At 71.9% G+C, this 14,597-nt stretch carries 14 protein-coding genes; 9 read left to right on the forward strand and 5 right to left on the reverse strand.

Going from position 1 to position 14,597, the window contains the following annotated elements:
- The first annotated feature begins 17 nt into the window (after positions 1-17).
- The 3 genes from SGFS_RS22780 (at position 18) to SGFS_RS22790 (ending at position 1,126) form a co-directional block, all read left to right on the forward strand.
- Positions 18-227: an acyl-CoA carboxylase epsilon subunit gene (locus SGFS_RS22780; RefSeq protein ID WP_286252895.1), complete on the forward strand. Its 210-nt coding sequence runs from the start codon at positions 18-20 to the stop codon at positions 225-227.
- A 72-nt stretch (positions 228-299) separates the two neighbouring features.
- A complete protein-coding gene (mmpB, locus tag SGFS_RS22785; protein WP_286252897.1) occupies positions 300-428 on the forward strand; it encodes a morphogenic membrane protein MmpB in 129 nt (42 codons plus the stop codon).
- Positions 429-502: 74 nt separating this feature from the next.
- Positions 503-1,126 carry a Maf family protein gene (locus tag SGFS_RS22790; RefSeq protein WP_286252898.1) on the forward strand — a complete coding sequence of 208 codons (624 nt, stop codon included), beginning with the start codon at positions 503-505 and terminating at the stop codon, positions 1,124-1,126.
- Here SGFS_RS22790 and SGFS_RS22795 read toward each other — a convergent pair.
- On the reverse strand, positions 1,095-1,559 hold the full coding sequence (locus SGFS_RS22795; protein ID WP_434027867.1) for a hypothetical protein: 465 nt from the start codon (positions 1,557-1,559) through the stop codon (positions 1,095-1,097). The two genes, SGFS_RS22790 and SGFS_RS22795, sit on opposite strands and share 32 nt — an antisense overlap.
- 360 nt (positions 1,560-1,919) lie before the next feature.
- Between SGFS_RS22795 and SGFS_RS22800 the strand changes: the two genes are divergently transcribed.
- Complete coding sequence (locus SGFS_RS22800; RefSeq protein ID WP_286252901.1) at positions 1,920-3,695, forward strand: acetyl/propionyl/methylcrotonyl-CoA carboxylase subunit alpha; 1,776 nt, start codon at positions 1,920-1,922, stop codon at positions 3,693-3,695.
- Positions 3,696-3,921: 226 nt separating this feature from the next.
- Positions 3,922-4,530, forward strand: coding sequence for a TetR/AcrR family transcriptional regulator (locus SGFS_RS22805; protein ID WP_286260016.1), 609 nt, complete (start codon positions 3,922-3,924; stop codon positions 4,528-4,530).
- Here the strand turns inward: SGFS_RS22805 and SGFS_RS22810 are convergent.
- Together SGFS_RS22810 and SGFS_RS22815 are read right to left on the reverse strand one after the other, a co-directional pair.
- Complete coding sequence (locus SGFS_RS22810) at positions 4,516-5,478, reverse strand: DeoR/GlpR family DNA-binding transcription regulator (protein ID WP_286252903.1); 963 nt, start codon at positions 5,476-5,478, stop codon at positions 4,516-4,518. The two genes, SGFS_RS22805 and SGFS_RS22810, sit on opposite strands and share 15 nt — an antisense overlap.
- Positions 5,479-5,691: 213 nt before the next feature.
- A complete protein-coding gene (locus SGFS_RS22815) occupies positions 5,692-7,140 on the reverse strand; it encodes an NAD(P)H-quinone dehydrogenase (RefSeq protein WP_286252905.1) in 1,449 nt (482 codons plus the stop codon).
- Between the two features lie 189 nt (positions 7,141-7,329).
- Between SGFS_RS22815 and SGFS_RS22820 the strand changes: the two genes are divergently transcribed.
- The 3 genes from SGFS_RS22820 (at position 7,330) to SGFS_RS22830 (ending at position 10,674) form a co-directional block, all read left to right on the forward strand.
- Positions 7,330-7,767 (forward strand): gamma-glutamylcyclotransferase, encoded by a 438-nt coding sequence (locus tag SGFS_RS22820; protein WP_286252908.1) that lies wholly within the window; start codon positions 7,330-7,332, stop codon positions 7,765-7,767.
- A 105-nt stretch (positions 7,768-7,872) separates the two neighbouring features.
- The gene (locus SGFS_RS22825) at positions 7,873-8,697 is read left to right on the forward strand and encodes a purine-nucleoside phosphorylase (RefSeq protein ID WP_286252910.1); all 825 of its coding nucleotides are present in this window, start codon (positions 7,873-7,875) and stop codon (positions 8,695-8,697) included.
- A gap of 336 nt (positions 8,698-9,033) precedes the next feature.
- Positions 9,034-10,674, forward strand: coding sequence for a phospho-sugar mutase (locus SGFS_RS22830; RefSeq protein WP_286252913.1), 1,641 nt, complete (start codon positions 9,034-9,036; stop codon positions 10,672-10,674).
- A gap of 87 nt (positions 10,675-10,761) precedes the next feature.
- Here SGFS_RS22830 and SGFS_RS22835 read toward each other — a convergent pair whose 3' ends face one another.
- Together SGFS_RS22835 and SGFS_RS22840 are read right to left on the reverse strand one after the other, a co-directional pair.
- Entirely contained in the window at positions 10,762-12,462 is a 1,701-nt protein-coding gene (locus tag SGFS_RS22835; RefSeq protein WP_286252915.1) for a hypothetical protein, read from the reverse strand.
- Positions 12,463-12,694: 232 nt separating this feature from the next.
- Positions 12,695-13,291: a PH domain-containing protein gene (locus tag SGFS_RS22840; protein ID WP_286252918.1), complete on the reverse strand. Its 597-nt coding sequence runs from the start codon at positions 13,289-13,291 to the stop codon at positions 12,695-12,697.
- A gap of 347 nt (positions 13,292-13,638) precedes the next feature.
- Here SGFS_RS22840 and deoC point away from each other — a divergent pair, with 347 nt between their 5' ends.
- Positions 13,639-14,595 carry a deoxyribose-phosphate aldolase gene (deoC, locus tag SGFS_RS22845; RefSeq protein WP_434027871.1) on the forward strand — a complete coding sequence of 319 codons (957 nt, stop codon included), beginning with the start codon at positions 13,639-13,641 and terminating at the stop codon, positions 14,593-14,595.
- Positions 14,596-14,597: the final 2 nt, after the last annotated feature.

The following is a 14,597-nucleotide window of genomic DNA, read 5'->3' on the forward strand; positions in this document are numbered from 1 at the left end:
CCCTGCTGGGAGCCGACATGACCATCAAGGTCGTACGGGGCAACCCGACCCCGGAGGAGTTGGCCGCCGCCCTGGCGGTGGTCCGGGCACGCGCCGCGGCGGCAGCCACCGAGCCGCCCGGCGCGCCCGCCGCACGCGACTCCTGGTCCGACCCGTCCCGCATCGCCGCCCACCGCCTGCCGACCCCGGGCCCCACCACCTGGGGCCGTACGTACTGGCCCGGCTGAGCCACCCCGACCGGAACAACTTGAGTACGCGTACTCAGGCGCCGGGCGCCCCGCCCGGCGCACCATCGGAGCATGCTGTGGTCCGACCCTGAGAACGAGCCGCCGAAAGAACTGCGCGACACGCAGGACATGCTTCGGCGGCTCGGCGTTCTCATGGCCTTGGCGATGCTTCTGGCGATGTTCGTGCTCGGGATTCTCTGACCCCGGCTCGTCGCACCCACGGCGAGGGGGCACACACCCCCGGCTGAGCCGCGCCCGCCGCTACCCTGAGCCGCATGACCGATCAGCAGCCGCGCCGCCGTCTCGTACTCGCCTCCCAGTCCCCCGCCCGGCTCAATCTGCTGCGGCAGGCCGGGCTCGACCCCGAGGTGATCGTCAGCGGGGTCGACGAGGACGCCGTGAGCGCCCCGAGCCCCGCCGAACTCGCCCTCGCCCTCGCCGAGGCGAAGGCCTCCGTCGTGGCCGCGAAGCCCGCGGTCAAGGGCGCCCTGGTGATCGGCTGCGACTCGGTGCTCGACCTGGACGGCGAGGCGCTCGGCAAGCCCGCGGACGCCGAGGAGGCCACGGCCCGCTGGAAGTCGATGCGCGGCCGCGCCGGCACCCTCCAGACGGGCCACTGCGTCTACGACACCACCACGGGCCGCTACGCCTCCGGCACCGCCTCCACCGTCGTCCACTTCGGCGAGCCCACGGACGAGGAGATCGCCGCGTACGTCGCCTCCGGGGAACCCCTCTACGTGGCGGGCGCGTTCACCCTGGACGGCCGCTCGGCCCCGTTCATCGACGGCATCGACGGCGACCACGGCAACGTCATCGGCATCAGCCTCCCGCTGGTACGCAAGCTGCTGCGCCAACTGGGCGTGGAGATCACGGAGTTGTGGACGCCTCGGGAGAAGTGACCCCCGGCGGCTCGGCCCCGTCGCCGGTGCCGTTCTGACGGTCGTACGTCATCAGCGTCAGCAGGATCAGCGCCAGTGCGACCATCATGAACGCGAACGCGCTCCAGCCGACGAGCCCCACGGTGACCGCGCCGAGGAGGCCGTGGACCACGGCGATGCTGATGAGCGCGATCCTGCCGAGGCCGGCGGCGGGGCGGTTGCGGATGCCGACGAGCAGGGCCACCAGGGCGCAGAACCAGAAGTAGAGGCCGAAGACGAGGCCGCCGATCTTCGTGGACATGGACATGACGTCCGGATCGAGCCCGCCCAGCGACATCTGCTGGCGGTCGACGACATGACCGAGGAACCACTGGAGCCCCGCGATCCCGAGCCCCTCCGCGAAGAGCACGATCGCCGTGACGATCGCCACCGGTCTTCGGATCACCGGCCCCACCCACTTCCGCTCTGTTCTTGTCGCCCGTTACCCCTTGTGCGTGTTCGAGCCATCCCGAACGCTACTAACGGGTAAACCTCCGGACAAGAGTTCTCGCGCAAGCAAAGATTCGTTGGGCCATTAGTAGGGACTCCACAAAGAAACGCGACCGGGCGCGGCGCCGCCGCACAGAGACCTTGACCACATCAGAGGGCTAGGGTTTTCGTGTGGAGTCCTGCGTGGAGCGGTGCGACAAGGGATTTCGCCGGTCGAGCGGGCCTCGATTCACGCTCCGTGTGGGGAAGCTCACCATTGTGGACGGGTCGAAACGCCGTGTCGGCAGTCCCTAAACTCGGCTTGTTTCAAGGAGAGGGAGCCATCGTGCGCAAGGTGTTGATCGCCAACCGAGGCGAAATCGCTGTCCGCGTCGCCCGGGCCTGCCGGGACGCCGGGATCGCGAGCGTGGCCGTGTACGCCGACCCGGACCGGGACGCCCTGCATGTGCGGGCCGCGGACGAGGCGTTCGCCCTGGGCGGTGACACACCGGCCACCAGTTACCTGGACATCGCCAAGGTGCTGCAGGCCGCCAAGGACTCCGGCGCGGACGCGATCCACCCGGGTTACGGCTTCCTCTCGGAAAACGCGGACTTCGCGCAGGCCGTCCTGGACGCCGACCTGATCTGGATCGGCCCGCCGCCGCAGGCGATCCGTGACCTGGGCGACAAGGTGGCGGCCCGTCACATCGCCCAGCGCGCGGGCGCCCCGCTCGTCGCGGGCACCCCGGACCCGGTATCGGGCGCCGACGAGGTCGTCGCGTTCGCGCGGGAGCACGGTCTGCCGATCGCCATCAAGGCTGCCTTCGGCGGCGGCGGCCGCGGCCTGAAGGTCGCCCGCACCCTCGAAGAGGTCCCGGAGCTGTACGACTCGGCGGTCCGCGAGGCCGTGGCGGCCTTCGGCCGCGGCGAGTGCTTCGTGGAGCGCTACCTGGACAAGCCCCGTCACGTCGAGACCCAGTGCCTGGCCGACAGCCACGGCAATGTGGTCGTCGTCTCGACCCGTGACTGCTCCCTCCAGCGCCGCCACCAGAAGCTGGTCGAGGAGGCCCCGGCGCCGTTCCTCTCCGAGGCGCAGAACGCCGAGCTGTACGCCGCCTCGAAGGCCATCCTCAAGGAGGCCGGCTACGTCGGCGCGGGCACGGTCGAGTTCCTGGTCGGCCTCGACGGCACGATCTCCTTCCTGGAGGTCAACACCCGCCTGCAGGTCGAGCACCCGGTCACCGAGGAGGTCACCGGCATCGACCTGGTCCGCGAGATGTTCCGCATCGCCGACGGCGAGGAACTCGGCTACGGCGACCCGCAGCTGCGCGGCCACTCCTTCGAGTTCCGCATCAACGGCGAGGACCCGGGCCGCGGCTTCCTCCCCGCCCCCGGCACCGTCACCACCTTCGCCCCGCCGACCGGCCCCGGTGTCCGGCTGGACGCGGGCGTCGAGTCCGGCTCGGTCATCGGCCCGGCCTGGGACTCCCTCCTCGCCAAGCTGATCGTCACCGGCGCCACGCGGCAGCAGGCGCTCCAGCGTGCGGCCCGTGCCCTGGAGGAGTTCCAGGTCGAGGGCATGGCCACGGCGATCCCCTTCCACCGCGCGGTGGTCAAGGACCCGGCGTTCGGCCCCGAACTCACCGGATCCACGGACCCCTTCACGGTCCACACCCGCTGGATCGAGACCGAGTTCGTCAACGAGATCAAGCCCTTCGCGGTCCCCACGGACACCACCGAGGCCGAGGACGAGACGGACCGCGAGACGATCGTCGTCGAGGTCGGCGGCAAGCGCCTGGAGGTCTCCCTCCCGGCCGCCCTCGGCATGACCCTGGCCCGCACCGGCCTCGCGGCGGGCGCCAAGCCCAAGCGCCGCGCGGCGAAGAAGTCGGGCCCGGTGGCCTCCGGCGACACCCTCGCCTCGCCCATGCAGGGCACGATCGTCAAGGTCGCCGTCGAGGAGGGCCAGGAGGTCAAGGAGGGCGACCTCATCGTCGTCCTGGAGGCCATGAAGATGGAACAGCCTCTCAACGCCCACCGCTCCGGCACCGTCAAGGGCCTGAGCGCGGAGGTCGGCGCGTCGGTCACCTCGGGCGCGGCGATCTGCGAGATCAAGGACTGAGTCGAGCGATACGACTCCGCCGCACACCCGCGCCCCTGCTTTCAGGGGCGCGGGGCTGTATGGGGCATGCAGCCCCGCCGCGTGGGCGCGACAAGCCACGACGAATCCGCACCCGCAGAAGTCGCCCCGTCACCCGAGCTCTTAGGCTGGAGAGAACCAGCAAGGAGAGCAGGTGAAACCCATGGCGAGCAACACCCCGGCTCAGCCCCCCGCAGGGGTCCGGCCCATGCGAGCCGACGCCCGCCGCAACCACGACCGCCTGCTCACCGAGGCCCGCACCGTCTTCGCAGCCCACGGCACGAACGCCTCGCTCGAAGACATAGCCCGCCGCGCGGGCGTAGGCATCGGCACCCTCTACCGCCACTTCCCCAACCGCCAAGCCCTCATGAGCGCGGTCTTCGAGGAAGCGGTCGGCGACCTGCTGACCCGCGCCCAGGAGCACCTGGCCGCCCCGCAGCCCTGCTCCGCACTCATCGCCTGGCTGGGCGACATCATCACCCACGCGAGTGAATACCGAGGTCTGTCACGGGCCTTGATGACGGTGTCGTACACAGACACCGTCCCGCAGGGCGACGGATCGGACCTGGCACGATGCTGCGCCCCCATCCAGGAGGCCGGCACCGCCCTGCTCCAGCGAGCGCAGCGCTCCGGTTCCGTACGCCCCGACGTGTCGATCGGTGATCTGCTCCAGCTCACCAACGCGATCGCGCTGGCGGCCGAGGAGACCCCGGACGACCCGGAGTTGGCCGACCGCCTGCTGACCCTGACCCTGGGAGGCCTGAAGCCCCAGGGCCTGTCCGACGGTCGACCGGCGGAGCCGTCAGCGGCGCCGTAGATCCGCGACCCGGGCCGCCCGCCCGCCGTCCGCGGCCGACTCGCCGAGGACTCCCGCGGTGCGCAACTGCGGTGCCGTGCCGTGGACCTGGTTCCGGCGCGGGCCCGGCAGCGGCACATCCCGACGCGGCCCGCGCGCCGGGACGGGATCACCGCCCGTGCCGCCCGCCGCCCCGGCCACGGAGATCTGCACACCCTGATCGGCCAGGGCCTGCAACTCGGTGACCGCGCGGTCGTCGTGGCCCGGTGGATCGTCCGTCACCAGCCGGGTGATCACGTCCGTCGGCACCGTCTGGAACATCGTGTCGGTACCGAGCTTGGTGTGGTCGGCGAGGACGACGACCTCGGCGGCGGCCTGCACCAGCGCGCGGTCGACGGACGCCGACAGCATGTTGGACGTGGACAGGCCGCGCTCGGCGGTCAGTCCGCTCCCGGAGAGGAAGGCCTTGGAGACGCGCAGCCCCTGGAGGGACTGCTCGGCGCCGGAGCCGACCAGGGCGTAGTTGGAACCGCGGAGCGTGCCACCGGTCATCACGACCTCGACACGGTTGGCATGGGCCAACGCCTGGGCCACCAACAGGGAGTTGGTGACGACGGTCAGCCCGGGGACCCGCGCGAGCCGGCGCGCCAGCTCCTGCGTGGTGGTCCCCGCCCCGACCACGATGGCCTCGCCCTCTTCGACGAGGCTCGCGGCGAGATCGGCGATGGCCGTCTTCTCGGCGGTCGCGAGATGAGATTTCTGCGGAAAGCCGGACTCCCGCGTGAACCCGCCCGGCAATACCGCACCGCCGTGTCGGCGGTCGAGGAGTCCTTCTGCCTCCAGAGCGCGCACGTCCCGCCGTACGGTCACTTCGGAGGTCTGGACGACGCGGGCGAGCTCACGGAGCGACACGGCTCCGTTGGCGCGCACCATTTCGAGGATCAATTGACGACGTTCAGCAGCGAACACGAAACTGACAGTAACGCCAGCGAGCGTCTGCTTTCAGCAGTTTGCGCCGAATAACAGAAGTTGTTCGCATGGTGATGCTTGAAGTGGTATAGGCCTCGCCAGTGGCCTATCCGCGGCGACTATGCCGTACGAATGAACGAACACAGCCCCGTGACCAGCGACGATCCCGGGGCGTGCGCGATACGGCGGTCGGCGGGGTGCGCCGTGGGTGCGTCAGACCCCGCCGCCGGACTTGCGGGTGTGGAGCTGTCGCGCGACCTCGGCGATCGATCCGGAGAGCGACGGGTACACGGTGAAGGCTTTCGCGATCTGTTCGACGGTCAGGTTGTTGTCGACCGCGATGGAGATCGGGTGAATCAGCTCCGAGGCGCGCGGGGAGACCACGACACCGCCGACGACGATGCCGGTGCCGGGGCGGCAGAAGATCTTGACGAAGCCGTCGCGGATGCCCTGCATCTTGGCGCGCGGGTTGCGCAGCAGCGGCAGCTTCACCCCGACGGCGTCGATGACACCGGCGTCGAGGTCGGCCTGGGTGTATCCGACGGTGGCGATCTCGGGGTCGGTGAAGACGTTCGAGGAGACCGTCTTGAGGTTGAGCGGGGCCACGGCGTCGCCGAGGAAGTGGTACATGGCGATCCGGCCCTGCATGGCGGCCACGGAGGCGAGCGCGAAGACACCGGTGACGTCACCGGCTGCGTACACGCCGGGGGCGGTGGTCCTCGACACCTTGTCGGTCCAGATGTGCCCGGAGTCCTTGACCTTGACCCCGGCCCCTTCGAGTCCCATGCCCTCGGTGTTGGGGATGGCGCCGACGGCCATCAGACAGTGCGTACCGCTGATGACCCGCCCGTCGGAGAGCGTGACCTCGACCCGGTCGCCCACCCGCTTGGCGGACTCGGCCCTCGACCGCGCCATGACGTTCATACCGCGCCGCCGGAACACGTCTTCGAGGACGGCGGCGGCGTCCGGGTCCTCGCCCGGCAGCACACGGTCACGGCTGGATACGAGCGTGACACGCGACCCGAGCGCCTGGTAGGCGCCGGCGAACTCGGCACCGGTCACACCGGACCCGACCACGATCAGCTCCTGCGGGAGCTCGTCGAGGTCGTAGACCTGGGTCCAGTTCAGGATGCGCTCGCCGTCGGGCTGCGCGTCGGGCAGCTCACGCGGGTGACCGCCGGTGGCGATGAGCACGGCGTCGGCGGTCAGGGTCTCCTCGGACCCGTCGGCGGCCCGTACGACCACCTTGCGCGACCCGTCCAGCCCCTGTTGGCCGTCCAGCCGCCCGCGCCCGCGCATGACCCGCGCCCCGGCCCGCGTCACGGACGCCGTGATGTCGTGGGACTGGGCGAGCGCGAGGCGCTTCACACGCCGGTTGACCTTGCCGAGGTCCACACCGACGACGCGCGCGGCCTGCTCCAGGGGCGGGGTGTCGTCGGCGACGATGATCCCCAGCTCCTCGTACGACGAGTCGAAGGTGGTCATCACCTCGGCGGTCGCGATGAGCGTCTTCGACGGCACGCAGTCGGTGAGCACCGACGCCCCGCCCAGACCGTCGCAGTCGACGACGGTCACCTCCGCGCCCAGCTGCGCGGCCACCAGCGCCGCTTCATATCCGCCGGGTCCGCCACCGATGATCACGATCCGAGTCACATGCCCCATTGTCCCGCATGGGGGGCGATGCCACTGAGCCGGGGTGTCGGGGCGCCCGAAAGGGGCGCGTGGCGTGACATTCGCGGCTCCGCCGCGCGGGCGCGACCAGCCACGACGAAGCCGCGGCCGCCGGACCACAGCCACTCCCGAACTCCAAGGCACCCCCGCCCGAGCGAAGTGCTCCCGTACCCTCTCCCCATGTCGCTCTACGCCGCCTACGCCGGCAACATGGACGCGCGGCTGATGTCCCGCCGCGCCCCCCACTCCCCGCTGCGCGCAACCGGCTGGCTGAACGACTGGCGGCTGACGTTCGGCGGCGAGCACATGGGCTGGGAGGGCGCGCTGGCGACGGTCGTCGAGGCGCCCCGCTCACAGGTCTTCGTGGCGCTGTACGACATCGCCCCGATGGACGAGGAGGCGATGGACCGCTGGGTCGGTGTCGGCCTGGACATCTACCGCCGGATGCGGATCCGCGTCCACACCCTCGACGGCGTGGAACCGGCCTGGGTCTACGTCCTCAACGGCTACGAGGGAGGCCTGCCCTCGGCCCGCTACCTGGGCGAGGTCGCGGACGCCGCGGAGTCGGCGGGGGCCCCGCACGACTATGTGATGGAGCTCCGCAAGCGGCCTTGCTGAGGGCGGAGCTCCGGGCTCCTTTGTTGGAAACGACCAGACAACGATCCCGTTCCCGGGAGGCTTGTCATCTACGCGCGTAGGCCCGAACCGGCTACCCTCAGTCGCGTGAACGCATCTCTTCTTCCGGACGACATCCAGGGCGACCCGTACGCCGCCGCCGCCGACGCCGCCGCGCGCCTGCGGGAGCTCACGGGCGCCGAGACCCATGACGTCGCTCTCGTGATGGGCTCCGGCTGGGCCCCGGCCGTGGACGCGCTCGGCGCCCCCGAGGCGGAGTTCCAGGTCACCGAGCTGCCCGGGTTCCCGCCGCCGGCGGTCGAGGGCCACGGCGGCAAGATCCGCTCGTACCGGATCGGTGACAAGCGCGCGCTCGTCTTCCTGGGCCGTACGCACTACTACGAGGGCCGCGGTGTCGCCGCGGTGGCGCACGGTGTCCGCACCGCCGTCGCCGCCGGCGTCAAGACGATCGTCCTCACCAACGGCTGCGGCGGTCTGCGCGAGGGTATGCGTCCCGGGCAGCCGGTCCTGATCAGCGACCACCTGAACCTGACGGCGACGTCGCCGATCGTGGGCGCGAACTTCGTCGACCTCACGGACCTCTACTCCCCGCGTCTGCGCGCCCTCTGCAAGGAGATCGACCCCACCCTCGAGGAGGGCGTCTACGCGCAGTTCACCGGCCCGCACTACGAGACGCCGGCGGAGATCCGGATGGCCCGGGTCATCGGCGCGGACCTGGTCGGCATGTCGACGGTCCTGGAGGCCATCGCCGCGCGCGAGGCGGGTGCCGAGGTGCTGGGCATCTCCCTGGTCACGAACCTGGCGGCTGGCATGACGGGCGAGCCGCTGAACCACGAGGAGGTCCTCCAGGCGGGCCGCGACTCGGCGACCCGCATGGGCGACCTGCTGTCCCAGGTACTGGGCCGGCTGTAGCGAACCCGAGCTCGCGCGTCGGCGGATACGGGTTCGACCGGACCGCTCACGCAGTTCCCCGCACCCCTGAAAAGCCGGGGCCGGTTGTTCAAGGGGCGTGGAGGAACTGCGCGACAAGCCCCCACCGGGCCGCAGCCGACACACCTGCCCGGGGGTCTGGGGGCGCAGCCCCAGGAATGGGACGGGTAGGGGCGGCGGGGGGCGAGGACAATCGGGACCGCACCTCACCGCACCTCACCTCACCCCAGCGCACCGGCACGCACGCCCCGAGCCCCTGGTCACCCGGGTACGCCCCGCAAGGCCCCGTACAACACCAGAACGAGAGGTTGACCCCCCGTGCACGACGACCTGATCGCCCGCGCCAAGGCGTGGCTGGCCGAGGACCCCGACCCGGAAACCCGCGCCGAACTCGCCGAGCTGATCGACGCCACGGACACGCCGGAACTCACCGCCCGCTTCTCCGGCACCCTCCAGTTCGGCACGGCAGGCCTCCGCGGCGAACTCGGCGCCGGCCCCATGCGCATGAACCGCTCGGTCGTCATCCGCGCCGCCGCGGGCCTCGCCGCGTACCTGAACAAGAAGGGCGCCACCGGCGGCCTCGTCGTCATCGGCTACGACGCCCGCCACAAGTCCGCCGACTTCGCCCGCGACACGGCCGCCGTCATGACCGGCGCGGGCCTGCGCGCGGCCGTCCTCCCCCGCCCCCTCCCCACCCCCGTCCTGGCCTTCGCCATAAGGCACCTCGGCGCGGTGGCGGGCGTGGAGGTCACGGCCAGCCACAACCCGCCCCGCGACAACGGCTACAAGGTCTACCTGGGCGACGGCTCCCAGATCGTGCCCCCGGCCGACGCCGAGATCGCGGCCGAGATCGACGCCGTACGGTCCCTCGACGACGTCCCCCGCCCGGACCGCGGCTGGGACACCCTCGACGAGGCGGTCCTCGACGCCTACCTCGCCCGTACGGACGCGGTCCTCGCCCAGGGCTCCCCCCGCACCGCCCGCGTCGTCTACACGGCCATGCACGGCGTCGGCAAGGACACCCTGCTCGCCGCCTTCGCCCGCGCGGGCTTCCCGGCGCCGGCGCTGGTCGCCGAGCAGGCCGAGCCGGACCCCGACTTCCCGACCGTCGCCTTCCCCAACCCGGAAGAGCCCGGCGCGATGGACCTCGCCTTCGCGAAGGCCCGCGAGACGGACCCCGATCTGATCGTCGCGAACGACCCGGACGCCGACCGCTGTGCCGTGGCGGTCAAGGAGGGCGATCGAGGTGGGGCCTGGCGGATGCTGCGCGGCGACGAGGTCGGCGCGCTCCTCGCCACCCACCTGGTCAGGCGCGGGGCGCAGGGCACCTTCGCCGAATCCATCGTCTCCTCCTCCCTCCTCGGCCGGATCGCCGAGAAGGCCGGACTCCCCTACGAGGAGACCCTCACCGGCTTCAAGTGGATCGCCCGCGTCGAGGGCCTGCGCTACGGCTACGAGGAGGCCCTCGGCTACTGCGTGGACCCCGAGGGCGTACGCGACAAGGACGGCATCACGGCGGCCCTGCTCATCACGGAGCTGGCCTCGCAGCTGAAGGAGGAGGGCCGCACCCTCCTCGACCTGCTGGACGACATCGCGGTCGAGCACGGTCTGCACGCCACCGACCAGCTGTCGGTCCGCGTCCAGGACCTGTCGATCATCGCCCGCGCCATGGAGCGGCTCCGCGAGCAGCCCCCGACCGCCCTCGCGGGCCTGGCCATCACCAAGGCCGAGGACCTCACCCAGGGCACGGACAGACTCCCGCCCACGGACGGCCTGCGCTACACGCTCGACGGCGCCCGCGTGATCGTCCGCCCCAGCGGCACGGAACCCAAGCTGAAGTGCTACCTGGAGGTCGTGGTCCCGGTCGCCGGGCACGCCGAGCTCCCGGCGGCCCGTACGAAGGCCACGGAGCTGCTGGCGACGATCAAGCGGGATCTGTCGCGGGCGGCGGGCATCTGAGCCACGCGCACAGGAGCCACAGGCACAGCGAAGCCCCGGTCGGTCCGACCGGGGCTTCGCTGTTCTCCCCACGGCACACCACTCAGCTCACGGCACGAGCACCAGCGCCGCCACCCACACCACGCACAGCACCGCGCCCACCGGCCACAACGCCCGCCCCCGCACGCGCTCGGCGCCGGTCTCGGTGGGCCGCAGCTCGGGGTCCCTCCACATCGCGGTGATCTCGGCGGCCACCTTCTCGTACGGGTGGATGAGGCCGTAGCGCCGTTCCAGCCAGGGCCAGCGCGGGGCGTGGGCCGACCAGTCGCCGCCGAACCGGGCCCGGCGGCTGGCGACCCGCAGCGTGCCGCCGGCGCACCTGACGACCATGAGGTGGTCCCACTGGATGTGCCGCGTCCCGCGCAACCCGCTGAGCCAGAGCCCGTCCTTGTCGGCGGTGATCCGCCACGCGGCCCGGCCGGGCAGTACGAACACCCCGATGAGCCCGAGGAAGGCACCGGGTACGTAGCGCCACGACCCGCCCTCCGTCAGCACCATGGCGGCCGCCCAGATCACGATCGCCACGCAGACCAGCCAGTCCAGCGGGCCCGCCCGCCAGCGCCGTACGGACCCGGCCGAGCCCAGCGTCTTCGTCGTCACCGCCTCGGCCGCCGCGTGCCGCTCCTCGTAGGCGGCGGCCCGCCTGACCCGAACCTTGTCCGCCCTGATCCGGAGGCGCACGGCCCGCTCGGACAGCAGCCGCACCGGGCCCGTCGAGGACTCCACGATCACGTCACCGGGGTCGTCCGCGTCCTCGGAAGCGCTGACGATCACGACCTCGGCGCCGTCGTGGGCCGCCCCGTACAGCACCGCCTCGCGCAGGGGCCCGGGCGCCTCGTCGTCCTCGTCCACGTCCTCGTCGGCGTCGAACAGCTCGTCCGGCTCCTCGTCGTCGAGCGGCTCGTCGTCGAGCGGCTCGTCGTCCTCCTCCTCGTCCTCGTACCACTCCTCCGCCGAGACGACGAACAGCGGCCGCAGCGCGCCCACGTCGTCGGAGGCGAAGACCTCCGTGGTCCCGTACGCGTCGTCGCGCGTCAGCACCCGGAGCACCGGCACGGGCGCGCCGCGCAGCGCGGCGGCCCGACGGCGCCCCAGCCACCCGGAGAGCAGCGCGGTCACCCCCCAACCGATCACCAGCCAGCCGACCAGCAGCGATATCAGCCGGTCGTCGGTGGCGTCCCAGAAGGACGCGGTGGCGATCAGCGCGGCACCGGGCACGGGCAGGAGCAGCCCCAGGCGGATGAGGAACCGCCCGCGCCGCAGCGGCCCGGCCCCCTCCGGCACCGGCGCCGTCGCACCACCGGCCGCGTGCAGGGCACACCGCCGCTGCGCCCGGGCCCGGTTCAGCCGCCACTCGACGGCGGCCCAGACGACGTTCACGAGGAGGAGCGCGGGCACGAGCACGGGGCCCAGACCGCCCGCGTGCCAGGCCAGTACGAGGGTCAGCAGGGGCGCCGAGACGCGTACGGCCTCGGGGCGCACGAGGGCCCACACCAGGTGCAGCGGGAGCAGCGCGGCGAGGGCGGCGGGCACCCCGGCGAAGACGGCCAGCCACATCCCGCCGAGCAGGCCGACGAGGGCCACGCCGCCCACGTTCACCGAGCGTGCCCGGGCCGGCAGCCACCTCGGCGGCAGCGCCCGTGTCCACGACCGCGCCGACTCACCGGTCCAGGCGGGGCAGCCCTCGGGCACGGCGGACTCGGGCAGCCGCCGCAAGGGCTGCTCCAGTGGTTCGGTACTCGTGCTCATGGCCACCCAGACTCTCGTAACCTCACAGTGGTGGCCCTCGGCACGACCCCACACGAACGCTCCCGCCCGCACGCTCCCACGGCAGGAAACCGCAGGAAGCTGTGAGCCCGCGGAAGCCACAGACAAACACAGACGCAGGCAGCGCATACAGCCCGCGAGGAGCTACAGCGCGCGCCGACCCCGCAGAAGGCAGCCCTGCGCCGCCCTCGACCCGGCAAGAACGGCCCGGGCCTCAGCCCAGCACGATCAGCACCGTGAGCAGCACGGCCCCCGCCGCCGCGGGCCCCATGACCTCCCAGGCCCACCGCACTCCGGGCTCGCCCTGCGCGCCCGGCGCCTGCGCCCGGGACTCCTGCAGTTCGCGCAGGTCGTTCATGATCTGGTCACCGGCGGCGCGCACGGGATCGCGGGTCACCAGGGACGTACGACCGCTGCTGTCTCCCTCGGCGGCCGCGCGGGCCTGCTGCCGGGCGGCGCGCTTGCGGGCGCGGAGCGAGACGGGGAGGGCCCAGAGCTGGTACTTGGTGCCGGCCTCGTCGATCACCTCGTTGGAATAGCCGGAGCGCAGCGCGGCGACGGCGCCCCAGGGCAGCTCGATCACCCGGAACGGGTTGCGGATCCGCAGCCGGTCCGTGTTCGCGAAGACGGCCGGGCGCAGCGAGAAGGCGACCACCAGCGGCACGACCAGCAGGATCGACGCCAGCGCCAGCCAGGGCGTACGCCCCTCGCCCCTGACCACCGCGTCCCCACCGATCCAGGCGATGATCCCGAGCAGCATCACCCCGCCCACGATCCCGGCGGAGGAACGATGCACCTGGTCCTGGTACACGGGCTCCGCCGACGCGGCGGACGCAGACGGCTTCGCGGCTCGCGCGGGCTGCGAGGACTTCGGGGACTTCGAGGGGTCCGAAGACTTCGAGAGGTCCGAAGACTTCGAGAGGTCCGAAGACTTCGAAGGCTCCGAGGACTGCGGAGCCTGAGACGCGCTCGACGACGCCGAAGCCGCGGAGCGCCTCTTCCTGGGCTCCGGCTGCTGCTCGGGCGACGACGGCTGGTCCGGGGTGGTCATGCCCCCGATTCTGCCTGACGCCCGCCGCCCCGCTCATGCGCGGTGGCGCAGTCCAGGATGAGCGCCGGGGGGTGTACAGCCGCTACGCGCGTAGATATGCTCGTCTGGTGACCATGCCCATTGCTGCACCCCACGCTCTAGCTGACGTCACCGCGTCCGACAGCACGCTGCGCCGCTTCCTCCACGGACTGCCCGGCGTCGACGCGGTCGGCCTCGAGGCGCGCGCCGCCTCGCTCGGCACCCGTTCCATCAAGACGACCGCCAAGGCGTACGCCATCGACCTGGCCATCTCCATGGTCGACCTGACGACGCTGGAAGGCGCGGACACCCCGGGCAAGGTCCGGGCGCTCGGCGCCAAGGCGGTCCGCCCCGACCCGACCGACCGTACGGCCCCCGCGACCGCGGCCGTCTGTGTCTACCCCGACATGGTGGCCACCGCCAAGGAGGCCGTCGCCGGCTCCACGGTGAAGGTCGCCTCGGTCGCCACCGCCTTCCCGGCGGGCCGCGCCCCGCTCGCGGTCAAGCTGGCCGACGTCCGCGAGGCGGTGGCCGCCGGCGCCGACGAGATCGACATGGTCATCGACCGCGGGGCCTTCCTCGCGGGCGGCTACATGAAGGTGTACGACGAGATCGTCGCCGTGAAGGAGGCCTCGGGGGCGGCTCGCCTCAAGGTCATCTTCGAGACGGGCGAGCTGTCGACGTACGACAACATCCGGCGCGCGAGCTGGCTCGGCATGCTGGCGGGCGCCGACTTCATCAAGACGTCGACCGGCAAGGTCGCCGTCAACGCCACCCCGGCGAACACACTGCTGATGCTGGAAGCCGTACGCGACTTCCGCGCCCAGACCGGTGTCCAGGTCGGCGTGAAGCCGGCCGGCGGCATCCGCACGACCAAGGACGCGATCAAGTTCCTGGTCCTGGTCAACGAGACCGCCGGCGAGGACTGGCTGGACAACCACTGGTTCCGCTTCGGCGCCTCCTCGCTCCTCAACGACCTGCTGATGCAGCGCCAGAAGCTCGCCACGGGCCGCTACTCCGGCCCCGACTACGTGACGGTGGACTGATC

Origin of the sequence: Streptomyces graminofaciens (assembly GCF_030294945.1) — a bacterium.
Taxonomy (GTDB): Bacteria; Actinomycetota; Actinomycetes; order Streptomycetales; family Streptomycetaceae; genus Streptomyces; species Streptomyces graminofaciens.